Source organism: Cupriavidus sp., assembly GCF_057315035.1.
This window is the reverse complement of the sequence record NZ_DBHKYV010000031.1, coordinates 76,095-99,545: the sequence shown is the minus strand read 5'-3', so window position 1 is coordinate 99,545 and position 23,451 is coordinate 76,095. Positions and strand designations below refer to the sequence as shown.

Below are 23,451 nucleotides of genomic sequence, written 5' to 3'. Positions count from 1 at the left end.
ACCCGTGTGAAAGTAGGTCATCGCCAGGCTCTTATACCCAGAACCCCCAAGCCCAAAAGCTTGGGGGTTTTGCTTTTGCGCGAACGTTTTATCACGATGGTTTGCGGATTCTGCTGAAAACGCATCAGCGAAAGCGCTTTAAACGCGAATCGGAAACTTTCACTTCCGCCAGTTCGAGCTACAAGCCTACCCTGCGGTTGACGTCACGTTGCAGACCTTCCGTGACGCTACACCAACCCTGGAGAGCGGCGATGCCAGCACGGCTGGCGAAGGGGCCGATGCCATGATTCGATCTTCGCCAGGTGCTGCCCAGGACGGATCAGCCGATTTCCAGGGCTTTTCGCTCGTACGCAATGATCTGCTGTTTCGCCTGCAGCGCCGGCTCGGGCTGATTCCGGCGGCGGGGCTGGGCGTCGTCCGCCGGGCGGTGTTCTACAGCATGCTGTGCTGGCTTCCGCTGGTGATCTGGGCATGGTGGGCAGGGCGCATGATGCCCGGCGGGCCCGCTGAGCCGCTGCTCGGGCATTTCGGGGTTCATGTGCGATGCCTGGTTGCCATTCCGCTGATGATCATCGGCGAGGCGCTGGCACAGCGGCTGGTGCCGATCTGCTTCGCGCAGTTCATGCGCACCGGCACCGTCGACGAGGCGCTGATCCCCCGCTTTCGCGAAGTGATCGAGGCCGGTACGCGCCTGCGCGACCGCGTCTATCCCTGGGTCGTGATCGGCGGACTGGTGGTGGCCTGGACCGCCACCGTACTGGTATCGCCGAACCCTGACGAGATCTCCTGGGCCGGAGACGCTACTGGGCGCACGTTTGGTACCTGGTGGCTCCTGCTGGTGGTGCGGCCGCTGTTTTCCGTGCTGTTGCTGGCATGGATCTGGCGCCTGGCGCTGGCGGCCGTGGTGCTGGGCCGCATCGCGCGATTGCCGCTGCGACTGGTGCCAACGCATCCTGACCGCGTGGGCGGGCTCGGATTCCTGGCGCGGCTGCCGGTGGTCTTCGCACCGTTCACGCTCGCGGTGTCGTCGGTGGTGGCGGCGTCGTGGGCGCATCAGGTGGCCTACCACGACACGCCGGTGCCATCACTCTATATCCAGATGGCGGTGTTGGCCGTGGTGCTGATCTTGCTGGTGGCGATGCCCTTGCTCTGTTTCACACCGCTGCTGCTGCGTACCAAGAAGTTGGCCATGCTCGACTATGGCGTGCTGTTGTCCGAGCATGGACGGAAGGTGCAACGGCGCTGGCTGGCGGGTGAGCCCGGGCTCGATGACGACGCCATGCTCAACGCGCCCGAGTTGGGTGCCACGGCCGACACCCAGACGCTTTACGAGTCGGTGACGAGGATCCGTCCCGTCATCGTGAACAAAGGCGTGCTGCTGGCAATTGCAGTGCCCGCCGCGCTACCGATGCTGCTGCTTGTGGCCGCGCAGTATCCGGTCAAGGCCACGCTGCTCAAACTGCTTACGGTGCTGTTGTAGGGCAAGCATCGACCACGCAGCAAGCAATGGCAATGGCGGTGGCGGTGGCAACTTACCTGTGGCCGGTCGTCAGCATTCTCACTTTCACCTTGCGGCCCTTCACCTTGCCTTCGTTCAGTCGCTTCACCGCCTCGCGGCCAATGGCGCGGTCCACGGCGATATAGGTCGACATCTCCATCACGCTGATCTTGCCGATCTGCTCCTTCGTGAAGCCAGCTTCGCCGGTCAGCGCACCGAGGATGTCGCCGGGCCGGATCTTCTCCTTGCGCCCGCCCAGCATCTGCAGCGTGACCATCGGCGGTAGCAACCGCGCATCGCCTGACGGCGTCAGTTCGCCAAGCGCGTGCCACTCGAATTCGCCACCATGGTGTTGTTCGATGTTGCCCACGCGACCCATTTCGTCGAGGCTGACAAGGCTGAAGGCCCAGCCCGCCTCGCCGGCACGCCCGGTGCGGCCGATGCGATGGACATGGACTTCGGGGTCGGGTGTGACGTCGACGTTGATCACCGCTTCCAGTTGCGCGATGTCGAGCCCGCGCGCGGCCACGTCAGTGGCCACCAGTACCGAGCAGCTCCGGTTGGCAAACTGCACCAGTACCTGATCGCGCTCACGCTGGTCGAGATCGCCGTGAAGCTCAAGCGCGGCATAGCCCTGAGCGTGCAGCAGGTCGGCCAGATCGCGGCAACGCGCCTTTGTATTGCAGAAGGCGAGGGTGGTGCCCGGACGGAAATGGTCGAGCAATCGGCCGACAGCATTGAGCCGTTCGCCTTCCTCCACCTCGTAGAAGCGCTGGGTGATGGAGGCGGCGTCGTGCGTCTCCTCCACCTTCACCGTCTTCGGCTGGCGCAGGAAGCGTTGGGCGAGCTTGTCGATGGCAGCCGGATAGGTGGCCGAGAACAGCAGCGTCTGCCGGTCTTTCGGCGCGTGGCTGGCAATGAAGGAGATGTCGTCATGAAAGCCCATGTCGAGCATCCGGTCGGCTTCATCGAGTACCAGCGTATTGATAGTGTCGATATTCAGGCTGCCGCGATCAAGGTGATCGATGATACGACCCGGCGTTCCGACAATAACGTGCGCACCATGGACAAGGCTGTCCACTTGCGGCCGGATCGGCGAGCCTCCGCAAAGCGTCAGCACCTTGACGTTATCCTCGGCGCGGGCGAGACGACGGATCTCCTGCGTAACCTGATCGGCCAGTTCACGCGTGGGGCAGAGCACCAGCGCCTGTACGTCGAACTGACGCGCATCGAGGCGGTGCAGCAGCGCGAGCGCAAACGCGGCGGTCTTGCCGCTGCCGGTGCGTGCCTGGGCGATCAGGTCATGGCCAGCCAGCGCGAGCGGCAGGCTGGCAGCCTGGATCGGCGTCATGGCGTCGTAGCCGAGTTGGTCGAGGGTAGCCTGCATGGCCGCGGACAGCGGCAATGTGGCGAATGAGGTGGGGGAGGCGGAAGTCATGCCGGATTATAGATGCGCGGCCGCGTTTTGCCTGCTTCCCGGCAGCAAGGCAGTGGCGAAGGGTGGGCAGTCGCTGAAGGCGCGTCGGTTCTGTCAGCCCGAAGCGCGCGGATTGCGACTGCCTCATCATTCCTAGACCTGCGCCTGTCCACCGTCGACAAACAATTCCGCGCCGTTCACAAAGCTCGAATCGTCGGACGCCAGGAAGAGGGCTGCACCGGCAATTTCGTCGGGCTCCCCTACGCGCCCCATCGGGATGCGTGACGCGAGATAGTCCAGCAGGCCCTGCTGTTGGGTGGCATCCGGGCCGGCCAGTTCGACCAGGCCAGGCGTACGCGTGGCACCGGGGCTAATCGTGTTGACGCGAATGCCGCGGTCCTTCAGGTCAAGAATCCAGCTTCGCGCGAACGCGCGGATGGCGGCCTTCGACGCGGAATAGACGCTGAAGGCAGCGGTCCCCTCGATCGTCGTGGTCGAGCCGGCCAGAATCACCGAAGCACCCCTGGCGAGCAGCGGCAACGCTTTCTGCACGGTGAACAGCGTTCCCTTGACGTTGCGGTCGAAGGTGTCGTGATAGTGCGCCTCGGTGATGTCGCCAAGCGGCACCATCGTGCCGCCGCCGGCATTGGCAAACAGCACATCGAGCTGGCCCTTCTCGGCGCGGATCTGCTTGTAGAGCAGATCCAGCTCTTCTGGTTTCGACGAGTCCACACGAACGCCGGTGGCATTGCCAATGGCTGCGACAGCCTGGTCGAGCTCGGCCTGCCGGCGACCGGTGACAAACACATGGGCACCTTCGGCGGCAAAGCGCTTGGCCGTGGCCAGTCCGATGCCGCTGGTGCCACCGGTAACGAGTGCGATCTTGTTTTCGAGTCTGCGGGTCATGGTGATTCTCCTTGCCTGATTTCGGTCGATTGCGAATCGCGAGAAGCGATGGAGGAATAATATCGACCGGCGCGCCTTTTCGAAATAGAATTGATCGAAAACCATCGTTGCAAAAATGAAATGATCAGATTTCCGGATTTCGAAGGGTTGGCGATGTTCGCCAAGGTGGCGGAAGAAGGGTCATTTGCCGCCGCGGCCCGGGCCATGGGCGTGTCCGTGGCGACGGTGTCGCGCGGTGTTGCCCGGCTGGAGGAGAGACTTGGCGCGCGGCTTTTCAATCGCACCTCCCGGCAACTGGCACTGACGGAATTCGGGGCGACGATTGCCGAGAAAGCCGGCGACATCTATCGGCAGGCAGAAGAGGCCGAGAACGCCGCCAGGGAGATGTCGATTCAGCCTCGGGGGCTCGTCAGGCTTGCGGTGCCGATGTCCTTCGGGCTGCGCTGGGTCGCGCCGCTGCTACCGGCTTTCTTCCAGGCCTATCCAGAGGTCTCGATCGATCTGCACCTGTCCGATGCAACCGTGGATATCGTCGCCCAAGGGTTCGACGCGGCGTTGCGGATCGCCGCGTTGCCGGACTCGTCGCTGATTGCCAGACGCCTGTGCCCGATCTCCCAGATCGTTGTGGCATCGCCAGCGTACCTGGAACGCTTCGGCTACCCAGCCCACCCCCGCGATCTTGTCGGCAGACCGTGCCTGTCCTATGCCTACCGGGCGCGCAGCGATGTCTGGCGCTTCGTCAATGACGCGGGCGAGGAACACCCGGTCACCCCGGTCGGTCCGCTGCGCGTGACCAACTCGGAAGCGCTGTTGCCCATGCTGCTAGCTGGGCAGGCGATCGCCGAACTGCCGGAATTCATGGCCGGCGAGTATCTGGCCGATGGGCGGCTGGAGACGATCCTGACCGGCTGGAACCTGACGCGCGGCGGACTGTACTTCGTCACGCCATCGGCGCGAGCCCGGCCAGCCAAGGTCGCCGCGCTGGCCGACTACTTTGCGGAACACCTGTCATCGCCTGCATGGCTGGAGCGGCGGTGATCGATCCGGACTACTCGTCGCGTCCCCGCCCAACGCTACGTTGTGGCTTGCCGCCGCGATAGCAGCGGGGTTTCGAACGGGTCGCCGCCATCATTCAATCTCGACGACCACCTTGGCGCGCGCGGTACCTGCGGCAACGAGTTCATATGCCTGCTCCGCCTGCGCCATCGTAAAGCGGCGCGGATCGACCACCGGCCGTAACAGTCCGCTTTCCGCCAGCCGAGTGGCCTCGCGCATGATCTCGCCGTGATGGGCGCGCAGCTTGCCGCTGAGGAGCGGATACAGTGTGAATACGCCGGAGTAGGTGGCTTCCCGGAACGACAGCGGCGCCAGCGCATGTGTTCCCCAACCGAGCGCGCTGACCACGTGGCCGAAGTGCTTTACCGCGGCAAACGAGGCATCCAGCGTTGGTCCGCCGACCGTGTCGACGACCAGATCGAAGCCTTCACCCTGCGTGTGCGCGGCGACGTACGCTTCAACGGACTGCGCTCGGTAGTCAATGGGCGTTGCGCCAAGTTCGCTCACCAGGTCAAGATTCTTCTCGCTGGCCGTGGCGAAAACCGTGGCGCCCAGCGCGCTGGCCAGTTGCACCGCGATATGGCCGACGCCACCAGCACCGCCCTGGACGAGCACGGTCTGCCCGGCTCGCAGGTGGGCCCGATCGACGATACCGGCATAGGCCGTGATGAACGCCAGCGGCAGGGCCGCGGCTTCACGCATGGACAGATTCGACGGCTTGCGTGCCAGCAGATCGGCGTCGACGGCGGCGTACTGCGCGAGCGAACCTTGCATGCCGGCCACGCCGCCGGTCATGCCGTAGACTTCGTCGCCGGCGCGAAAAGCGCTAACGCCCGCACCAACCGCTTCCACTGTGCCGGCCATGTCAATGCCAAGCACGAGCGGCAGCGGATGCCGCGCATGCGCGGCGGCGCCCGCCCGAATCTTGGTGTCGAGCGGATTGAGGCCGCTGGCGGCAATGCGTACCAGCACCTGTCCAGGGCCGGGGTTGGGCTTGGCCAGCGTGGTTGGTTCGAGGGGGCCGTTGTAGTGGTTCAGCATCAGCGCTTGCATGGACATTGTCATCTCCTGAGTCTCCGTTTGGTCATCACGCCTGGAAATCTTGCTTTCCGCGTGTCGTTGGATTCATGATGGTTCATGCGGAATCGCATGGAAATCAACAATCCTGAATGGCAGTCAGTCAAAAATGCATGACCACAGACTTCAATGGAGCGATGTCCGGATCTTCCTCGCGATCGCGCGGGCCGGGACGCTCGGCGGCGCAGCGCGAGTGATCGGCCAGACGCAACCGACCATGGGCCGGCGCCTCAGGGCGCTGGAGGAAGCAGTGGGGCAGGCCTTGTTCCATCGAACCAGCGACGGCCTGGTGCTGACCGACGAAGGCAGCGCCGTCCTGGTCTATGCAGAGCGTATGGAGGAGGAAGCGCTCGGGCTCTCCCGGGCGCTGGCCGGGCAGGGCAATACGCTGACAGGTTCGCTGCGTGTCACGTCATCCGACTGGTTTGGCATGCATGTGCTGACCCCGGTCTTTGCCGCCTTCCTCAGGCAGCATCCGGACGTGTCGCTGGAACTGGTGACGGACTCCCGCCAGTACAGCCTTGCGCGCCGCGAGGCCGACCTGGCGTTTCGCATCACACCGTTCGAGGAGCCAGACGTCATCCAGCGCAAGCTGATGCACATGCAGTACGCGCTGTACGGACACCGGGATCTGGTGGCGCCCCATGCCGGCGACGGGCAGGGCGTTGCGCTCATCAGCATGGACACCGCCTTTGGCACGCTTCCCGACGTGACCTGGGCCGGGCGAATGCTACCCAGGGCACGCATCGCTTATCGCAGCAACAACCGCGGCGTGCAGGCACGGATGTGCGCCGAGGGCGGTGGCTTCGCAGTGCTGCCGTGCGCGCTGGGCGACGCGACGCCCGACCTGCGGCGCATCGATCTGGGCGAAGCACCGCCAGGGCGAGACGTCTGGTTTGGAATTCACCGCGACCTGCGCCGGCTTGCACGCTTGCGGGCGCTAGTGGATTTGACCGTGGCGCGGCTGGCGGATACCCGGTAGCTAACCAGGTTCGTGCGTCAAAAGCCGCGGTTCCGTAGCTGCTGGCTGCCTTCGCCGGGCGACCTCAAGGCATCACCGGAGGATGGTAGGAAAGCGTCGCGGCGAAAGCCCATAGCATGAACAGAACCAGCGGCGTATGCACCAGCAACTGGGTGAAGGTGAAGCCGACCACGTCCTTGGCCCGGATGCCGAGCACACCGAGCAATGGCAGCATCCAGAAAGGATTGATCAGGTTTGGCAGCGCTTCAGCGGCGTTGTAGACCTGCACGGCCCAGCCAAGGTGCACCTTCAGTTCGTTGGCGGCCTGCATCACGTAAGGTGCCTCGATGATCCACTTGCCGCCGCCGGACGGTACGAAGAAGCCCAGCACGGCGGAATACACGCCCATGACCGCCGAGAACGACTCCCTGGTCGCCATGGAAACAAAGGCCGACGCCAAGTGGTGCGACAGCGGGGCGCCGTCGCCGCCGGTTGCCTTGGTCAGGATATAGGCAATGCCGCCATACAGCGGAAACTGGATCAGGACGCCGGCCGTGGACGGCACCGCCCTGGCTACGGCACGCAGGAAGCGTTTCGGGCGCCAGTTCAGCAGCATGCCCAGCAGCAGGAACAGGAAGTTGTAGGTGTTCAGGTTGGAGATGGCGAGAATCGGATTCTTGGCGGAAAACTCCTGGTAGAGCCAACTCGCGCCCATGGCGACCAGAATCAACGTCAGGATCGGACTGTATTCCAGCCATTCGCCCGGCCGGGACGGCCGCGCGGCAAGTTCATCGGCATCGTTCAGGTCAACCCCCATATCGGCCGCCGTGCGGGCCCGCGCCTCGGTAGGAGCCGAGAAGTACGCCACCGCCAGGGACACTACGATCAGCACGGCCGTCATCGCCATTGATTGCCAGAGAAAGATCGTATCGGAGAATGGAATGACCCCGGTGATATCCAATAGCGATTTGGGCAGGCTGGCGGGATTGGCCTGTAGCTGCGCGGCGGAGGAGCTGAGTCCTAGTGCCCAGGTAGCCCCCATGCCGAGGTAGGCTGCCGCGCTGGCTGCCCTGTAGTCGACACGGAAGCCGCGGCGTCTGGCGATCGCGCGTACCAGCAAGCCACTGAAGATCAGGCTGATCGCCCAGTTGAGCAGCGACGTCGACAGGCTTACGAGTGCCACGAAGGCCACGGCGCCGCGCGCGGTGCGCGGCAAGGCTGCCAGGCGGTTGATCAGCATGGCTGCCGGCGGCGACACCGCCACCACATAGCCGGCGATCGCGACCACGGCCATCTGCATGGTGAAAGGGATCAGGCTCCAGAAGCCGTCGCCAAAGGCCTTCGCCACGGCCGGCGCTGGCGCGCCCACCATCATGGCGCCCAACGCCACCACGACCACGGCGATGGCCGCGAAGATATACGCGTCCGGGAACCACCGCTCGGACCAGTCGGTCACCCGTATCGCCAGGCGTTCCAGTGCGCCTTGCTGTCGCTTCCCGGCATCCGCGAATGCCATGCTTGTCTCTTTCATGCTGAACTCCTTGGCAGTTTCCGTCATCGTTCTAATCAATGGTTTGCCACGGCCTCGAAACACATGGCGGCCGCGGCCAGGTCTTCCAGCGCGGTTCCCACCGCCTTGAACACCGTGATCTCCTGCGCCGAGCACCTGCCCGCATGTCCGGCCCGGCACAGGACGGCCAGGTCGCCGCGGATGTCGTCGGCGCCGATCACGCCGTTGGCGATGGGCGACAGCAGGTCTCCGGCCTTGTGCAAGGCCTCGTTGGTATCGACAAACACCGAGGTGCCGTCGAAACACGCGTCATCGGCCTCTCGCATGGCAGGCGTGAAGCCCCCGATCAGGTCGACGTGGGTGCCGGGCCGGAGAAATGCCCTTCGGATCAGCGGCTCGGTGGACAGCGTTGCCGCACTGACGATATCGACTGCGCAGGTGTCGGCATCGATCCGGTCGACCACATGGGCATCGAAGCCGTCGGCGCACAGGCATGCAACCAGTCGATGGGCCTGGTCCGGGTCGATATCCCATACGGCGACGCGCCGGATCTGGCGCACGGTGCGATAGGCATGGGGAAGCAGGCTGGCCACGCGGCCGGCGCCCAGCACCAGCATCGAACTTGCATCCTTGCGGCTCAGGAAGGAGGCGGCAAGCGCCGACGCCGCGGCTGTGCGCCGGGAGGTGATCTCATTGCCGTCGATCAACGCCAGCGGCTTGCCTGTCTCCGCGCGGTACAGGATGTAGGTGGAGTAGAGTCCCGGCAGCTTGCGTCGGTGGTTACCGGGATAGACGCACACGGTCTTGACGCCCAGGTACCCGCTCGCCGCGTTCCACGCTGGCATCAGCAACAGCGTGCCGGGCTCGCCCGGCGCAGCGGTGACCGTATGGTTGTGCCGCAGCGGCACCTCGCAACCAGTCGCGAACGCGTCCTTCAGGACTGTGACAAGGCGGTCGAATGGCAGGGACGCCCGCGTGGTGGGCGCATCGATATTCAGCATGGAGATAGCTCTTTGAAAGAATGGGAATGGCGATTCATGCGTCAATGACGAGGTCGCTTGCAGGTACTGCCTGGCATGCCAGGCATACGCCGGGGTCATCGGGCGCCTCGCCATGCAGGTGGAGTACTGACCCGGATACGATCCGGACCGCACAGCTCTCGCACTGGCCGACCCGGCAGCCGCTGGGCAGCGCAATGCCCTGGCCCTCGGCGAAGCCAAGCAGGGGACCATCTTCGGAGCGCCAGGGATGCGTGATGTCTGACCTGCGGAACCGTACCTGGAAGGTTTGACCTGCCTCGATCCGTGGCGCCGTCGGCGAGCGAAAAATCTCCTTCTGGATATCGAAGCGCGGCACGCCCCTGGCGGCCAGCCCGGCGGCAAATGCCGTCATCATGGCGTCAGGCCCGCACATGTACACCAGCGGGCGCGAGGCCAGCAGCGCATCCGGCACAGCCGCCGCAGTGACACGCCCTTGCACCTGGAAGTCGCTCCCGAGGATGTCGCCATCCGCGGGAGCGGCATAGAAATTGATCACCGTGAGTGCCGGGATCAGTCCTTCCAGTTCGCGCAGCCGGTCCCTGAAGGCGTGCGTGGCGCCGCTCTGGTTCGCATACAGCAGCAGCATCCGGGGCGGTTCCTGTTGATCGACTAGCGATTCCAGCAGGTTGATGAACGGCGTGATGCCGATGCCGCCGGCGAGCAGGACCAGCGGTCTTGCCGTACGCGTCGGCATGACGAAGGTGCCGGAGGGCGCGCGCAGTTCGATGGTGTCGCCGACCGCCAGTTGTGTGTTGATGAAGGCCGAAGCTAAGCCAGACACCACCTCGCCGCTGGCCAGCCTGGCCCTCGCATGCCGCACGGCAATGGCATAGCTGCGGCGGTCCGTGACGGTCGCGGGTCCGGTCAGCGAGTAGGAGCGGACCACCTCCAGCCTGCCGGTGCCGACAAAGAACTTGATGGTCGCATGCTGACCCGGCAGGTAGTCCGGCAGCTTGCCCCCGTCGGCAGGCGCCATCTGGACCGCTGTTACGTCAGCGGTTTCCTTGACAAGGGCGACAATGCGGAACGGGCGATAACCCTCCCAGCGCCTGCGCGCTATATCGAACGCCGCGTCGCGTTCCACGTTGCAGCGGCAGGATCGCAGCGGAGAGGAACCGCTGACCGGATCCTGGCGGGTCGCATCGATCAGTGCGTTGAAGTTCGCGCTGTCCGGACCGAGCGCGGCGGTGGGCTGCTGCCCCATGGGATCGCATCCTTGCCACCATCCATACTCGCCCACCAGCACGGCCGGATGCAGCCCCGGCTGGATGCGTGCGGTAAATCTTGCGCTGCCGGCAGGCGTCGACACCCGGACAGGATCTCCCGTGCGGATATTCCTGGCCGCGGCGATTTCGCCGGACATATCGAGCTGCGGCAGCATTGCCTTGCGACGCAAGGACGTAACGGCGCGCTGCTGGCTGTGGCAGTAGTAGCCGTTCTTTGCCGACGTCATCAGATAGGGAAACGATCCACTTGTCTGTGCTGCGTCGTTCCATGCCGATTCCGGCAGGCCGGGCAGCGGCGGGTAGCCATGTCGGAGCAGTCGTTCGGAGTAGAGCTCGACCAGCCCGGTCGGTGTGTTGAAAGGCCGGGCGTCGGTGCCGACCGCGTACTTCATTTCCATGTCCTCGACCGGCACGCGTATCCCTTCCGGGGCGTTGCGCAGCGCCGCCACGGTCAGCCCGGTCGGCGCCAGCATGTGGTTCCAGCCTGCTTCAAGGCTGCCGCCGAAAAAAGCCTTGCCGAGCCCGATGCGCGTGGCCAGTGCGAACACGATGTCGTTGTCAGAGCGGGATTCGCCGCGTGGCGCGACCATGCGTTGGCGCAACTGCACGAGTTGCTCGGCTGCGGCGGACACCTCGAAGCCGATTCGCAGCCCCTCGCGCTCCCAGGGCGTATTCACCGGCAGCAGGATGTCCGCGTACCTGGCGCTAGGGTTTTCGAACAGGTCGCAATGCACGTAGAACTCCAGGTCGCGCAGGGCCTGCACTCCGTCGGCCACATCGGGCTGAGACAACAGCGTATTGGTCCCGAACGCAATCAGTGACGTGACCGCATAAGGGGCCTTGTTGGTGATCGCACGGTAGAGGTCCCGTGCCGTGACCCAGCCTTGCGCCGGCGGACCGAGCGGACGCGAATCGAGTCCCAGCGCCTTGCGCGCCTGATCCGGGCTCAGTAAGTCGAACCGGCTTACCGCATTGAACGGCGGCTTGCGATAGACGCGGTTGCCGCCGCGGCGGTCGAAGCTGCCCGTCAGCGCATACAGGCAGGCAATGGCGCGCTCCGTCTGCGTGGCGTTCTCATGCTGTCCGACGCCGGACCAGGCGTGGTACGCGATGCTGCCGGCCGCGCCGATCAGGCTTGCCGCGCGCCGGATATCGCCCTCCGCGATCCACGTCAATGCCGCCGCGCGCTCGACCGGATAGCGCGCGCACTCAGCCGCATATAAATCGAAGACCGGCTGGCACAGCAGGGTTTGCCCCTCGCACAGCAGGGTTTGCCCCTCGCCGCCGCTCATCGGCGGGATGGCATAGGTACCGCGCAGCGCGATGTGCCGTGCATCATCGACGGCTTTGCCGGCCGGCACCGCCATGCGTTGACGGGCGTCCCAGACCAGCAGGCTGTCCGCATCCGCCAGGCCGATGTCGCCCCCGCGCAGGAAGGCACCGTTGTCCTGGCGCACAAGTAGCGGGCCATTGGTCCAGCGTCTGACAAAATCGATATCGAATGCATTGGCTTCGATCATCAGGTTGGCCAGTGCCATGGCCAACGCAACATCACTGCCGGGCTTGACGCGCAGCCACTGGTCGGCGTCGTCCGCCAAGGCTGTCTGCCGCGGGTCCACCACGATGAGCCTTGCGCCGCTCGCTCGCCCGGCGCCGATTGCCTCGGCTTGCGACAGCCACGTATTGGTCGGGTTGTGACCCCACAGCAGGATCAGTCCGGCATTGCGGTAGTCCGCCGTCGGCATCCCGCAGCCAAAGGTGAAAGCGTGCGCGAAGTCCTTGTGCCAGTTGCAGATCTCGGTGGCGTAACAGATGTTCGGGCTGCCATAGAGGCGGACAAAGCGTTCGATCCAGTCGATGCTGTCCGACAGCGGTGTGCCGCTGGGTGTCGTCACTGCGAACGCGACGGACTCGGCGCCGCGCGTAGCGCGCGCGTGCACCAGGCGCGCGGCGATTTCATCGAGCGCCTCGTCCCAGGAAATGCGCACCCAGCCCGGATCGTCCGCCCCTTTCGGATTGGTCCGGCGCATGGGGTAGAGGACCCGATCGGCGCTGTGCACCAGTTCCGGAGCAGCCTTGCCCTTCAGGCACATGGCCTTGCCGGTGGGGTGGTCGCTGTCGGGGCGTACCGCGACCAGTGTGTCGCCGTCGATGACGTTGATCGTGCCGCAACGGGAACGGCACAACGTACAAAACCCCTTCTTTTCCACTTCGCTCATCGCCAAATCCCAGCAACTTGTCTTCGAGCTGGATGCTAGCTAGCATGGGGCGTTATAGCTAATTCATAGTTTTGACATTGCAATATCGGAAAAATCGATGCTGCCCACCCTGAAACAGATACAGCACTTCGTTGCAATAGCCGAAACCGGACAGGTGTCGCGGGCCGCACAGCGCTGCCACGTTTCGCAGTCTTCGATGACGGCATCGCTCAAGGCGCTGGAGGACGCAGTCGGCGCGCCGCTGTTCTCGCGGCACGCCGCAGGCGTAAGGCTGACAGCCGCGGGCATCCGCTTCCTGCGTCATGCGCAGCAGATCGACGTGGCCGTGCGCGAGGCAGTCAGTGCGGCCGCGGTTACTCCCGCGACGCTGACGGGCGTCGTCCGCCTGGGCGTTACCGAGACGATCACGGCGTATGTCCTGCCTAAGCTATTGCCTGCACTGGAGCAAAAATTTCCCCAGCTGGAATTGCAGGTTCTGGAGCGGCCGCGCGGCGATATCGAGGCGCATATTCAGGCCGGCAAGCTCGACCTGGCCTTGCTACTGGTTTCCAACCTGCCCGAGATGGATCACGTTGGCTGCGAAGCGCTGCTGCGGTCGGGGCGTCAGCTCTGGGGGCATCCGGATCATCCGTTGATGCAGCAGGAAGAGATCAGCCTGGCCGACGTAGCGCGGCACGACTACATCCTGCTCGACATGGACGAGCATATTGCCACCGTGATCAAGTACTGGGGGCAGTACGGGCTCTCGCCCAACGTGCGGCTGCAAAGCTGTTCGATCGAGGCCGTGCGCAGTCTGGTGGCATCGGGCCGCGGCGTGTCTATCCTGTCCGATCTCGTTTATCGACCCTGGTCGCTGGAAGGGCAGCGCATCCTGCGGCGCAGCCTCTCTGACAAGGTGCCATCCATGGATGTCGGATTGATCTGGCGACTCGATGCCGAAGCAGATCGGCAGACGCAGAGCTTGCGGGAATTCCTGCGGGTTGCGTTGAGGGAGACGCTGCGTTAGCAGCCTTTACGGCGCCACCATCTACTGGCTGAACGTTGCGACTACCAGCCATGCAGGCGGCTCCATTCGGAGATCTCACCTTGTTCGTCGAGCGCGTGGTAAGCAGGGAACTGCGCGCCGGTGGCGCAGGCGTGATTGGGCAGGATGCGCAGCAGCGAGCCGATCGGGAAGCGCTTGGCAATGTCCTCGTCCGCGGCACCATCGCGCGAGAGGATGCCATGTTCCTGATTTGCGCCACTGAGGATGTAGCCGGGAATCACCGTGCCGTCGAGTCCGCACACCTGACCGTAACCGAAGTCGTGTTGCTGTTTCTGCGTGCCACGATCGCGGCTCATGGCCATCCAGCCGGCGTCGACGATGGCCCAGCCTTTTTCGGCCTGATGTCCGATCACGGTGGTTAGCACGCTGAGCGCGATGTCCTCGGTCGAACAGACGCCCACGTTGCGCATCACGAGGTCAAAGAACACATAGACGCCGGCGCGAACTTCGGTCACGCCTTGCAGGTTGGTTGCCGAGAGGGCCGTAGGCGTCGAGCCTACGCTGACCACGGGGCAGGGCAGGCCGGCTTGCCGCAGGCGCTCGGCGGCGCGCACGCATCCGGTGCGCTCTTGCTCGGCCATCGCGGCCAGCGCCTCGGGAGTATTGAGCTCGTAGCTCGACCCCGCATGCGTCATCACGCCGCCCAGACGCGCGCCGCCTTCATGCAATACGGAGGCGACGTCGAGCAATGCCGGCTCATCCGGACGTATGCCCGAGCGATGGCCATCGGTATCGATCTCGATCCAGACTTCGAACGCTTCACCATGCGCCGCGCCAAAGGCGACGATGGCGCGCGCGGATTCCACGCTGTCAGTCAGGATCTTGAGGTCACAGCCCCGGTGACGCATCGCCAACGCTTGTGGCAGCTTGTTGGCCACCATTCCCACGCCGTAGAGGATGTCTGTCATGCCTTCGTCAAAGAAATGCGCGGCTTCCTTGAGCGTGGAGACGGTGATACCGCTGGCGCCTGCAGCGACCTGCGCGTGCACGACAGGCGAACACTTGCTGGTCTTGACATGCGGGCGGAAACGCACGCCGAGCGCCTCCATGCGTGCCTGCATGCGGTGGATATTCTGGTGCATGCGGTGCGTGTCGATGACTGCCGCGGGCGTTTCCAGGCTTGCCAGCGAAGCGGGGGAGTTGTTCATGTCTGCCTTCATATCTTCGGTCCAGAAATTGGCTGGCGCAGGTTGTCAGAGGCTCTCAATGTAGAGGCGATAGGGTGACCTGTGGTTAAATTTCAGAATATCAATCGTTAAGCTGAAGTGAATGATCCAGATCGAGGATTTGCGCCTGGTCGAGGCGCTGGCTCAGTCGCCTTCGCTCAGCGCTGCGGCACGCGCGCTGAATGTCACGCCGCCGGCCTTGTCTACGCGTCTGCGCAAGCTGGAGTCGACCCTGGGCCTCGCGCTCGCCACCCGCACTGCCCGCCGGCTGAGCCTGACGCCCGAAGGCGAACGCTTCGCGCGCGAGGGCGCGGCGCTACTGGCTCAGCTCAATGCGTTGCCTGAGTCGTTCCGCCGCGAGGACAGCCGGCTCACGGGCACGCTACGCATTGCCGCCCCCTTCGGCTACGGACGGCAACATATTGCGCCGCTGATGGCGCGCTTTGCGAAGGCCCATACGGGTTTGCGCCTGCAACTCGACCTGCGCGAAACCCCCTGGCCTGACCGGCACGACTCGGATGCCGTGATCCACATCGGCGCCGTGCGCGACTCATCGTGGATCGCTCGCACGCTGGCTCCGAATGCGCGCTGGCTGTGCGCCAGTCCGGCCTACTTGCGCCAACACGGCACACCCAAGGAGCCGCGTGACCTGCTCGCGCACTCCTGCATCTGCATCCGTGAGAACGACGAGGACGTGACGCTGTGGCGCTTTCGCCGGCGCGGTGCCGGCGCAGGACGGCGACCCTCGGCGCGGGAGACGGTGCGCGTCGTGCCCGCCTACACCAGCAATGACGGCAGCATTGCGCGCCAGTGGGCGGAGCAGGGTTTGGGGCTGGTGCTGCGTTCGGAATGGGACACGGCCGATGCTGTTGCGAAAGGCAGGTTGGTGCGCGTGCTGGCCGACTGGGAATTCGACAGCGCACCGGTGACATTGCTGGTGCCGACGCGACGCGGGCGTACGGCCCGCGTGCAGGCGCTGATGCAATTCCTGGAGGATCAAATATGCAAGAGGGGGTGAGAATTGAAAGTCAAACGTGTAGTTGCCAATTTTGAAGCCGTCGACTTGGCGCGTGCTCGCGCCTTTTATCAGGATGTTCTTGGCCTTGAACTCTTGATGGACCTCGGCTGGATTCGGACCTACGGCTTACACTCGGAAATGACCATTCAAGTAAGCTTCGCAGCAGAGGGCGGATCCGGGACGCCTGTGCCGGACCTGTCGATCGAAGTGGATGATGTAGACGAAGCGCACCGGCGTATGAGAGATGCGGGATTTTCCGTTGAGTATGGGCCGGTCGATGAACCGTGGGGCGTGCGCAGGTTCTTCGTCCGAGACCCATTTGGAAAGCTGGTCAACATCCTTGCTCATACGTGAGTGCCATACGCTGCTGTCCGCCCCGCGCCCGTAGTTATTGCGCGCTGATGCCCGCACGGCGGGCAATGGCGCGCATCTTCGGCAGTTCGGTTTCGATCTGCGCCTCGGCCTGCGCCGGCGTGCCGTAACGCGGCTCAAAGCCGGCGTCCAGCAGGTGCTTGCGCGTACCTGCGTCGGCCAGCGTATCGGCCAGCGCCTTGGTCAGCTTTTGCTTGACGTCGGCAGGCAGACCGCGCGGCGCGGTCAGTATCGACCATGCGTCGATATCCACGCCGGCGATGCCGGCTTCCGCAGCCGTTGGCACATCTGGTAGTTGTGCGGAGCGGCGCGCGGTAGTAACGGCGAGTGCCTTCACCTTGCCAGCCTTGATCTGCGGCGCGGCGGCGGTCACGGTGTCGATGGCCAGCGGAATCTGGCCACCGATCAGGTCGTTCATGGCCGGCGCGCTGCCTTTGTACGGCACGTGCACAAGCTTGATCCCGGCGTTGTACCAGAGCAGTTCGCCCGCGAAATGCGCGGTGCTGCCTTCGCCGAACGTTCCATAGCTGTATTTGCCCGGCTCGGCCTTGGCCTTGGCTACGAGCTGTTTCAGGTCGTTGATCTGCGCCTTGGGGTTGGCGATCAGTACCAGCGGCAGGCGCGTGGCAAAGCCAATCGGCTCAAAACTCTTGATCGGGTCGTAGGGCAGGTTGTTCTGCAGCGCCGGATTGATCGTGAAGGTTGTGGTACCCGCCGTGAGCAGAAGCGTATAACCATCGGGCGCGGCCTTGGCGACGTAACTGGCGCCGACGATGGTGCCGGCGCCTGCACGGTTTTCCACGACCACGGGTTGACCCAGACGCTCGCTCAGTTGCTTGCCCAGCAGTCGCGCGAGAACATCGGTAGCGCCGCCGGGCGGGAACGGTGCCACCAGGCGGATCGGGCGGCTGGGATAGGTGTCAGCCGCAGCGCTGCTGGTGGCGGCGACGGCCGCCACGCCAAAGGTAAGGGCCAGTGCCACGCGGGATGTAATCGGGAATGCCATGAAAACGCGTCAATGCAGTCTAGAAAGAGGGTGCCTAGTCTAACTGCGTGAACGCTGAAGCCAAACGACCGATTTGGCATATGAGTATGGGAGGGCTCCCGGGCGAAGCATGGTACCGGCTGCGCCTACGCGGCGACCGACCGCGTCATCCGCCTGGCGATCCAGGGCCCGCAGAGCACCACGGAAAACAGTCTCAGCGTCTGGCTCGCCACCACGAAATTCATGTCGGCGTCCGTGCCAAGCGCGATGGCAACAATAGACTCGACCCCGCCTGGGGAGGTTGCAAGATAGGCGGTCAGGAAGCTGACGCCACTGATCGCCGAGATCAGCCACGCTGTGGCAGAGCACAGCGTCATCATGGCAACGATGGCGGCAAGCATGATCGGCAGTGATACCACCAGCGGCCGCAACAGGTCGCGCCGGAACTGCAGGCCGATGGTCCAGCCCAGGATCGCAAAGCAGGCGCCAAGCAGGGGAGAGGGCACGACCACCGGGATCGGAACGGCTGTCACCCAGATGGCGCCCAGGGCCATCGGAACCAGGAACGCGCCGGCCAGTATGCGCAAGCGCGTGCCCAACCAGCAGCCGACTGCGGCAATGCCAATCGCGGTCAGCGTGCCCAGCAGCCAAGGGGAGGTCGATGTGTGCGTGGCGGCCGCAATGGCGGAAGGGGCCACAGGATGGGCATCTACAATGGCGTGCGCCACCAACGGACCGGTCACCACGACAAGCACGACCCGCAGATACTGCATCAGCGATACCAGAATGCCGTTACCGCCGTTCTCGCTTGCTAGAGCGCCCATGATCGATGCCGCGCCAGGCAGGCTGCCCCATGCGCCAGTGGTGCCGGGCAGCGACGAATAACGGACCAGCAGCCAACCGACGGTGGTTGCGCTGCCGATTGTCAGCGCAACTCCCAGCACGACGAGCCCATCCGATACCGCGTCGAACAGCTCCGCAAGATGCAGCGTACTGGCAATGGCCGTGCCGGTTATTGCTTGCGCAATCCTCGTCAATGCGGGCCTGACGCGCAGCGGCAAGGCCATGAACCCGACGACCATGCCGCAGATCATCGCGGCTACCAGCACGCTGGCTGCGGAAATTACTGGCTGCAGCGCATAGCCCAGCCCCAGCGTACAGGCAAGGACCAGGGGCCAATGCAGAATCCAGCTTTTGTTTGCCATCCGGGGTCGTGGCGTTGCGCGAAGAGTGGCCAGAGGAAGGGAATTCTACCGGCCATGCCGCAAAGGTGCCAATTTGTGGCGCGTCTCCACAAGGCCTGCACCGCTTGAATCGCTCTTTCCGGAAGACGCGACATGATTGGAACTGCTGGCTAGAATGCGTTCTTCCTCGAAAGGTGTCCGCTCATGACTACGTTACTCGACCGCCCAAACACCGCACTTGTCGTTATCGACCTGCAGAACGAAGTTGTTGTGAATGCCTGTCGACGTCATGAAGTACTTGGCGCCGTCAACCTGCTTATCGAGCGGGCGCGCAGCGCCCGCATACCCGTTGTATGGGTCCGCCACACCGACGAAGAACTGAAAGTGGGCAGCGAGGCGTGGCAGATTGTCGCCGAACTTGCGCCGGCGTCGGGAGAAGCGATCGTTGAAAAACAATATCGCGACGCCTTTGAAGACACCGAACTGGAGCGCGTGCTATCGGAGTTGCGCGTTGGCAAGCTTCTTGTGGCCGGCGCGCAGACAGACATGTGCATCCGCTCGACGCTGCATGGTGCATTGGTGCGCGGCTATGACGCGATTCTGGTCAGCGACGCACATACGACAGTAGACCGGACGAGCAAGGGCGCGCCACCAGCGGATGCCGTGATTCGACACACCAATCTGTACTGGAGCAATCAACGCGCCCCAGGCCGAGTGGGCGGAATTGTTAGCAGTGAGGAAGTCGACTTCACGCCGTGCAATAGATTCTGAACTCTGAAGCCACCCCTATGAACTATGGGTGGCTTGTCATTCGCTCAACCAGGCGGCGAATGAAGGGGGTGGCAGACATGACAACTGGCAGCATGGTCAGCCAGGAAACACTCCAGGACCTTAGCCAGTGCTGAAAGAACAGGCCTTCGTCTGCAAATGGAATGTTTGCGATGGCAGCAGCGATGGAGCAGGTCAATCCGGACTGGATAGCGCCATAGGCGAAGTAGCTGTAGCGCGAAGGAATCTTAGGCATGTGACTTGCCCCTATGCATTTCTTGAACCGGACATTTATGCACCCCGCCGTTGCCGCGCCAAGGGGCCGTCGCCCCTGGCGCATGACGGGCCCTATGCGGTTGCTCCAATCTTTCCTGCCAACCGCCGCACGGTTTCGTCGGTATCCCAGAGGGCATTGGCTATATAGCGGAAGTTGATGAGCGCGGACAGATAGCCGTCGCCTTCCGGCACCTTCGGGCCCGCCACGGCGTCGCGCACCACGGCAACCTCAAAGCCCTGTTCGAGCAGATCGCGCAGATGGGATTCGACGCATAGATTTGCGGCCATGCCTGCCAGGATGACCTGATCGACGCGCTGCTTGCGCAACTGAAGGACCAGGTCGTTGGCCTGCGGGCCGTACAGCTTGTGCGGCGAACAGATGATGGTCTTGCCGTCCTCGATGTACGGCTTGAGCTCGGGCATGAAATCGGCCCCGGAGTCGCGAAAGCCTTCCAAGGTCAGCGCGCCCGGACGGTCGAACATGCCGAGGGCATGCTGGAAGATTTCGGCCGGACCCTGAGCTTTCCAGGTGTGGTCATGGGGAAAGTAGTAGTGCGGAGAGATGGCAACGGTGATATCAGCCTGTTTGGCAGCCTGAAACAGACGAACCAGGTTGGGCACCAGGTTCTGCTCTGTCACGCTCTCTCCGACAACGCCCCAGCTACGGCCTGCGGGACTCATGAAATCGATTTGCGGATCAATGACCACGAGCGCTGTGCGAGGCAGGTCCAGCTCGATATCGGACTTTGGGAGCGCCGCGTCAACGGGATCGGCATAGGGAGTAGGGGGATTGGACATGGAAAGTACCTTTGTGGTGAATTAACCGCTTAACGCTGGACGCCGCTGGGGTGTCCATTGATGACGGCCACGGATTCGACTCCGTTCCCCTTTAAATAGTTGAGCGGTCGTCTATTTAAAACAGTAAAAAATTTTCAGTACAGCAACCGCTTTAACGTGACTTCCAAAAATCGGCGGCAGGCATCGCCATCGCGCTCGACCTTGCTACGCAGAACAGCTCCCTCCCAGGCCTCAACGATCACGGCCGCGAGTTGTGCGGAATCGCAATCCCCAGGAAGCTCCTGGCGCACCTTCGCCTCATCAAGGCAGACCGCAATCATGCTTTCCCAGCGCGCCAGTATGCCCTCGAGGGCCTTTCGGACGTCGCCACTGGCATTGGATAATTCGAGGGAAAGGTTGCCAACCAGACAACCGAGCTTGAAGTCCAATGCCCTGTGGTCTTCCATCAGCATTTCGAACAGCCTCTCGATCCTTGCCAGGGGCTTGATGCGGGCGTCGTACATGACAGTGCCATGACGGCGCTCGATGGATGCCCAATAGGCTTCAAGCACTTCGGCGACAAAAGTCTCCTTGCTCTCGAAGTAGCTGTAGAAGGATCCCTTCGGAATGTCCGCGGCAGCCACGATGTCCTGAACACCGGCACCATTGAAGCCGAGATTGTGAATGACACGACCACCATTGGTCAGCAGTCGGTTGCGGATCTCGGGGTTGGCGGGCCGTGGCATGGTTGATTCATTCGAGGGTAGACGGCGGAATAATAGACGACTGGTTGTTTATGGTCAATCAATTCTTGCGCATGTAGGCCCGATCCACCATGGCCCAAGTACGACATCAGAAAAATGGCGCCAACAGCTGTTGTTGTCCAGGCTTGGCTCAAGAGTCGCTGTGCGGAGAACGTTCAAGATAGCGAAACAGGTATCGCAGGCGCAGAAGAGGGGTTGCTAGTGTGATGGCATCGACAACCTGATGGCCCAGACGCCTCCGCCCATGACGACAAGTCCTGCGTTCGATACCCTCCAATACAGCGTGGCGGACGGAATCGCCACCATCACGTTGCATCGCCCCGAGAAGATGAACGCCTTCAATTTTCAGATGGCGGAGGAATTGATCTCGGCATTCGACGCCACCGATGCAGACGACGCGGTGCGCGTGGTCATCGTGACCGGCGCCGGCAAGGCCTTTTGTGCCGGCGCCGATCTCTCGGCAGGCGGTGCGACGTTCGACTACGAGAAGCGCTACGGCACCGAGGCCGGCACAGTGCGGCGCGACAACGGGGGCCGCGTTACCACCCGAATCTTCCGCAGCCTGAAGCCGGTCATCGGGGCCATCAACGGCGCAGCCGTGGGCGTGGGTGTGACGATGCAACTACCGATGGATATCCGCATGGCGTCGACCACGGCGAAGTTCGGCCTGGTCTTCGCGCGCCGCGGCATTACGCCCGAGGCCGCGTCGTCATGGTTCCTGCCTCGCGTGGTGGGTATCTCCACCGCGCTCGAATGGTGTTTCTCGGGGCGCGTGTTTTCCGCCGAAGAGGCGCTGGAGCGCGGCCTGGTGCGATCCCTGCACGCGCCGGACGAACTGCTGCCGGCCGCGCAAGCCCTGGCGCGGGAAATCGCCGACAACGCGGCGCCGGTTTCGGTTGCGATGGCGCGTCAGATGATCTGGCGAATGGCAGGCGCTGCCCATCCGATGGACGCGCACAAGCTCGACAGCCGGGCACTGCAATCGCGCGGTCGCTCGGACGACGCGAAGGAGGGCATCGCGAGCTTTCTGGACAAGCGACCGGCGATGTTCGTGGACCGCGTATCGGCCATGCCGGATTTCTTCGACTGGCACGGCGAACCACCCTTCGAATAAGCGCTCCCGCCTCAAACCACAGCAAGTACCTCAGACACAAGTCAACAAGACTAGACAGGAGACAGAGGATGAACGGCAATCGTAGACATGGATTGGGCGCCATGGTGGCGCTGACACTGGCATCGACGGTTTCATCGCTGTCCTGGGCACAGGAGCCGGCAGCCTGGCCAAACCGGCCGGTGCGACTGGTGGTCGCTAGCGCGGCGGCCGGCGGCACCGATGCGCTGGCACGCGTGCTTGCCGAACAGCTCGGCACCGCGTTTGGCAAGCCATTCGTGGTCGAAAACAAACCGGGTGCCAATGGCTTGATTGCCAGCGAATCCGTCGCTGCCGCCGCACCTGACGGCTACACGCTGCTGCTTACATATGCCGGCGCCATGGTCGTCAATCCGTCCCTGTACACGCGCGCCCCGGACCCGCTGAAGCGCTTTGAAGCCATCGCCCAGATTGGCAGTTTCGGCAACCTGCTTGTGGCTTCGCCCAAGGTGCCGGTTCATAACCTCAAGGAGCTGGTGGACTATGCAAAGCAGCGGCCGGGCCAGATGAGCTATGGGTCATGGGGTATGGGTTCGGGCGGCCATCTCACGATGGAAACCTTCCTGAAGAAGGCGAACATCAGCATGACCCATGCGCCCTACAAGGGTACGGCCGCCGTGGCAACCGACGTGCAAGCCGGCACGTTGCCGGTGGGCTGGGTCGATGTGAGCTCGCAGATCGGACTGGTCAGGGCCGGCCGGCTGGTCCCGCTCGCGGTCAGCGGCACCAGTCGGCTGCCCCAGTTTCCCGATGTGCCGACCATGGGCGAGCAGGGCTACCCGTTTCCGACTACTAGTTGGTACGGCTTGTTCGCGCCCGCCGGCACGCCCAAGGCACTTGTGGACCGGCTTAATCAGGAGGTGCTGCGGGCTATCGCCACCCCGGCCTTTCGCGAACGGCTGACGGCGCTGAATGTGCCGGTGTCCCCGTCGCTTACGCCGGCACAGTTCCGCAAGGTGGTCGCGGACGACACGCTGGCATGGCATCACATCGCCGAGACAGCCGGCGTGAAGCCGGAGTAAGTAAAAAAGGGAAG

Annotated in this window: 21 protein-coding genes; 9 read left to right on the top strand and 12 right to left on the bottom strand. The window is 63.6% G+C overall.

Annotation, left to right across the window (positions count from 1 at the left end; genetic code table 11):
• The first annotated feature begins 208 nt into the window (after window positions 1-208).
• Entirely contained in the window at window positions 209-1,480 is a 1,272-nt protein-coding gene (locus tag ACO550_RS28605) for a hypothetical protein (RefSeq protein WP_485995043.1), read from the top strand.
• Window positions 1,481-1,532: 52 nt separating this feature from the next.
• On the opposite strand, the gene dbpA is transcribed toward ACO550_RS28605, so the two are convergent.
• Together dbpA and ACO550_RS28595 are read right to left on the bottom strand one after the other, a co-directional pair.
• Complete coding sequence (dbpA, locus tag ACO550_RS28600) at window positions 1,533-2,936, bottom strand: ATP-dependent RNA helicase DbpA (RefSeq protein WP_315597787.1); 1,404 nt, start codon at window positions 2,934-2,936, stop codon at window positions 1,533-1,535.
• Between the two features lie 132 nt (window positions 2,937-3,068).
• Window positions 3,069-3,821: an SDR family NAD(P)-dependent oxidoreductase gene (locus ACO550_RS28595; RefSeq protein WP_315597786.1), complete on the bottom strand. Its 753-nt coding sequence runs from the start codon at window positions 3,819-3,821 to the stop codon at window positions 3,069-3,071.
• A 120-nt stretch (window positions 3,822-3,941) separates the two neighbouring features.
• On the opposite strand from ACO550_RS28595, the gene ACO550_RS28590 reads away from it, so the two are divergent.
• Window positions 3,942-4,859, top strand: coding sequence for a LysR substrate-binding domain-containing protein (locus tag ACO550_RS28590; RefSeq protein WP_315597785.1), 918 nt, complete (start codon window positions 3,942-3,944; stop codon window positions 4,857-4,859).
• A 90-nt stretch (window positions 4,860-4,949) separates the two neighbouring features.
• On the opposite strand, the gene ACO550_RS28585 is transcribed toward ACO550_RS28590, so the two are convergent.
• Window positions 4,950-5,936, bottom strand: a complete 987-nt coding sequence (locus ACO550_RS28585; protein WP_315597784.1) for a zinc-binding dehydrogenase — start codon at window positions 5,934-5,936, stop codon at window positions 4,950-4,952.
• A 127-nt stretch (window positions 5,937-6,063) separates the two neighbouring features.
• Here ACO550_RS28585 and ACO550_RS28580 point away from each other — a divergent pair, with 127 nt between their 5' ends.
• Window positions 6,064-6,936: a LysR substrate-binding domain-containing protein gene (locus ACO550_RS28580; protein WP_315597783.1), complete on the top strand. Its 873-nt coding sequence runs from the start codon at window positions 6,064-6,066 to the stop codon at window positions 6,934-6,936.
• 64 nt (window positions 6,937-7,000) lie between these two features.
• Here the strand turns inward: ACO550_RS28580 and ACO550_RS28575 are convergent, their stop codons facing one another.
• The 3 genes from ACO550_RS28575 to ACO550_RS28565 are packed head-to-tail and all read right to left on the bottom strand — an operon-like array spanning window position 7,001 to window position 12,910.
• Window positions 7,001-8,446: a short-chain fatty acid transporter gene (locus ACO550_RS28575; RefSeq protein WP_315597782.1), complete on the bottom strand. Its 1,446-nt coding sequence runs from the start codon at window positions 8,444-8,446 to the stop codon at window positions 7,001-7,003.
• A gap of 35 nt (window positions 8,447-8,481) precedes the next feature.
• The gene (gene lhpI / locus ACO550_RS28570; protein WP_315597781.1) at window positions 8,482-9,426 is read right to left on the bottom strand and encodes a bifunctional Delta(1)-pyrroline-2-carboxylate/Delta(1)-piperideine-2-carboxylate reductase; all 945 of its coding nucleotides are present in this window, start codon (window positions 9,424-9,426) and stop codon (window positions 8,482-8,484) included.
• Between the two features lie 34 nt (window positions 9,427-9,460).
• Complete coding sequence (locus ACO550_RS28565; RefSeq protein WP_315597780.1) at window positions 9,461-12,910, bottom strand: molybdopterin-dependent oxidoreductase; 3,450 nt, start codon at window positions 12,908-12,910, stop codon at window positions 9,461-9,463.
• A gap of 97 nt (window positions 12,911-13,007) precedes the next feature.
• On the opposite strand from ACO550_RS28565, the gene ACO550_RS28560 reads away from it, so the two are divergent.
• Window positions 13,008-13,916, top strand: coding sequence for a LysR family transcriptional regulator (locus ACO550_RS28560; protein ID WP_315597779.1), 909 nt, complete (start codon window positions 13,008-13,010; stop codon window positions 13,914-13,916).
• A gap of 41 nt (window positions 13,917-13,957) precedes the next feature.
• Here ACO550_RS28560 and ACO550_RS28555 read toward each other — a convergent pair whose 3' ends face one another.
• Window positions 13,958-15,103 (bottom strand): alanine racemase, encoded by a 1,146-nt coding sequence (locus tag ACO550_RS28555; RefSeq protein WP_315597778.1) that lies wholly within the window; start codon window positions 15,101-15,103, stop codon window positions 13,958-13,960.
• A gap of 121 nt (window positions 15,104-15,224) precedes the next feature.
• Between ACO550_RS28555 and ACO550_RS28550 the strand changes: the two genes are divergently transcribed.
• Window positions 15,225-16,139, top strand: coding sequence for a LysR family transcriptional regulator (locus tag ACO550_RS28550; RefSeq protein ID WP_315597777.1), 915 nt, complete (start codon window positions 15,225-15,227; stop codon window positions 16,137-16,139).
• A gap of 3 nt (window positions 16,140-16,142) precedes the next feature.
• Entirely contained in the window at window positions 16,143-16,493 is a 351-nt protein-coding gene (locus ACO550_RS28545; protein WP_315597776.1) for a glyoxalase superfamily protein, read from the top strand.
• 34 nt (window positions 16,494-16,527) lie between these two features.
• Here ACO550_RS28545 and ACO550_RS28540 read toward each other — a convergent pair whose 3' ends face one another.
• The gene (locus tag ACO550_RS28540; protein WP_315597775.1) at window positions 16,528-17,517 is read right to left on the bottom strand and encodes a tripartite tricarboxylate transporter substrate-binding protein; all 990 of its coding nucleotides are present in this window, start codon (window positions 17,515-17,517) and stop codon (window positions 16,528-16,530) included.
• A gap of 125 nt (window positions 17,518-17,642) precedes the next feature.
• Complete coding sequence (locus ACO550_RS28535; RefSeq protein ID WP_315597774.1) at window positions 17,643-18,701, bottom strand: AbrB family transcriptional regulator; 1,059 nt, start codon at window positions 18,699-18,701, stop codon at window positions 17,643-17,645.
• A 183-nt stretch (window positions 18,702-18,884) separates the two neighbouring features.
• Here ACO550_RS28535 and ACO550_RS28530 point away from each other — a divergent pair, with 183 nt between their 5' ends.
• The gene (locus ACO550_RS28530; protein WP_315597773.1) at window positions 18,885-19,451 is read left to right on the top strand and encodes an isochorismatase family protein; all 567 of its coding nucleotides are present in this window, start codon (window positions 18,885-18,887) and stop codon (window positions 19,449-19,451) included.
• 22 nt (window positions 19,452-19,473) lie between these two features.
• Here the strand turns inward: ACO550_RS28530 and ACO550_RS28525 are convergent, their stop codons facing one another.
• From ACO550_RS28525 to ACO550_RS28515, 3 genes are all read right to left on the bottom strand, one after another.
• Entirely contained in the window at window positions 19,474-19,704 is a 231-nt protein-coding gene (locus tag ACO550_RS28525) for a DUF2798 domain-containing protein (protein WP_315597772.1), read from the bottom strand.
• 92 nt (window positions 19,705-19,796) lie between these two features.
• A complete protein-coding gene (locus ACO550_RS28520) occupies window positions 19,797-20,522 on the bottom strand; it encodes an isochorismatase family protein (RefSeq protein ID WP_315597771.1) in 726 nt (241 codons plus the stop codon).
• Between the two features lie 134 nt (window positions 20,523-20,656).
• Window positions 20,657-21,247 carry a TetR/AcrR family transcriptional regulator gene (locus tag ACO550_RS28515; protein WP_315597770.1) on the bottom strand — a complete coding sequence of 197 codons (591 nt, stop codon included), beginning with the start codon at window positions 21,245-21,247 and terminating at the stop codon, window positions 20,657-20,659.
• A gap of 262 nt (window positions 21,248-21,509) precedes the next feature.
• Between ACO550_RS28515 and ACO550_RS28510 the strand changes: the two genes are divergently transcribed.
• Both ACO550_RS28510 and ACO550_RS28505 read left to right on the top strand, forming a co-directional pair.
• Window positions 21,510-22,379, top strand: a complete 870-nt coding sequence (locus ACO550_RS28510) for an enoyl-CoA hydratase-related protein (RefSeq protein WP_315597769.1) — start codon at window positions 21,510-21,512, stop codon at window positions 22,377-22,379.
• A gap of 68 nt (window positions 22,380-22,447) precedes the next feature.
• Window positions 22,448-23,437: a tripartite tricarboxylate transporter substrate-binding protein gene (locus ACO550_RS28505; protein WP_315597768.1), complete on the top strand. Its 990-nt coding sequence runs from the start codon at window positions 22,448-22,450 to the stop codon at window positions 23,435-23,437.
• Window positions 23,438-23,451: the final 14 nt, after the last annotated feature.

Excerpts from the sequence above, each read along its gene's own strand:
- ACO550_RS28510 (WP_315597769.1), top strand. The coding sequence starts at position 21,510 with ATGACGACAAGTCCTGCGTTCGATACCCTCCAATACAGCGTGGCGGAC.
- lhpI (WP_315597781.1), bottom strand. The coding sequence starts at position 9,426 with ATGCTGAATATCGATGCGCCCACCACGCGGGCGTCCCTGCCATTCGAC.
- ACO550_RS28555 (WP_315597778.1), bottom strand. The coding sequence starts at position 15,103 with ATGAACAACTCCCCCGCTTCGCTGGCAAGCCTGGAAACGCCCGCGGCA.
- ACO550_RS28540 (WP_315597775.1), bottom strand. The coding sequence starts at position 17,517 with ATGGCATTCCCGATTACATCCCGCGTGGCACTGGCCCTTACCTTTGGC.
- ACO550_RS28580 (WP_315597783.1), top strand. The coding sequence starts at position 6,064 with ATGCATGACCACAGACTTCAATGGAGCGATGTCCGGATCTTCCTCGCG.
- ACO550_RS28550 (WP_315597777.1), top strand. The coding sequence starts at position 15,225 with ATGATCCAGATCGAGGATTTGCGCCTGGTCGAGGCGCTGGCTCAGTCG.
- ACO550_RS28565 (WP_315597780.1), bottom strand. The coding sequence starts at position 12,910 with ATGAGCGAAGTGGAAAAGAAGGGGTTTTGTACGTTGTGCCGTTCCCGT.
- ACO550_RS28560 (WP_315597779.1), top strand. The coding sequence starts at position 13,008 with ATGCTGCCCACCCTGAAACAGATACAGCACTTCGTTGCAATAGCCGAA.
- ACO550_RS28520 (WP_315597771.1), bottom strand. The coding sequence starts at position 20,522 with ATGTCCAATCCCCCTACTCCCTATGCCGATCCCGTTGACGCGGCGCTC.
- ACO550_RS28575 (WP_315597782.1), bottom strand. The coding sequence starts at position 8,446 with ATGAAAGAGACAAGCATGGCATTCGCGGATGCCGGGAAGCGACAGCAA.
- ACO550_RS28515 (WP_315597770.1), bottom strand. The coding sequence starts at position 21,247 with ATGCCACGGCCCGCCAACCCCGAGATCCGCAACCGACTGCTGACCAAT.
- ACO550_RS28585 (WP_315597784.1), bottom strand. The coding sequence starts at position 5,936 with ATGTCCATGCAAGCGCTGATGCTGAACCACTACAACGGCCCCCTCGAA.
- ACO550_RS28590 (WP_315597785.1), top strand. The coding sequence starts at position 3,942 with ATGATCAGATTTCCGGATTTCGAAGGGTTGGCGATGTTCGCCAAGGTG.
- ACO550_RS28530 (WP_315597773.1), top strand. The coding sequence starts at position 18,885 with ATGACTACGTTACTCGACCGCCCAAACACCGCACTTGTCGTTATCGAC.
- ACO550_RS28525 (WP_315597772.1), bottom strand. The coding sequence starts at position 19,704 with ATGCCTAAGATTCCTTCGCGCTACAGCTACTTCGCCTATGGCGCTATC.
- ACO550_RS28535 (WP_315597774.1), bottom strand. The coding sequence starts at position 18,701 with ATGGCAAACAAAAGCTGGATTCTGCATTGGCCCCTGGTCCTTGCCTGT.
- ACO550_RS28595 (WP_315597786.1), bottom strand. The coding sequence starts at position 3,821 with ATGACCCGCAGACTCGAAAACAAGATCGCACTCGTTACCGGTGGCACC.
- ACO550_RS28505 (WP_315597768.1), top strand. The coding sequence starts at position 22,448 with ATGAACGGCAATCGTAGACATGGATTGGGCGCCATGGTGGCGCTGACA.
- dbpA (WP_315597787.1), bottom strand. The coding sequence starts at position 2,936 with ATGACTTCCGCCTCCCCCACCTCATTCGCCACATTGCCGCTGTCCGCG.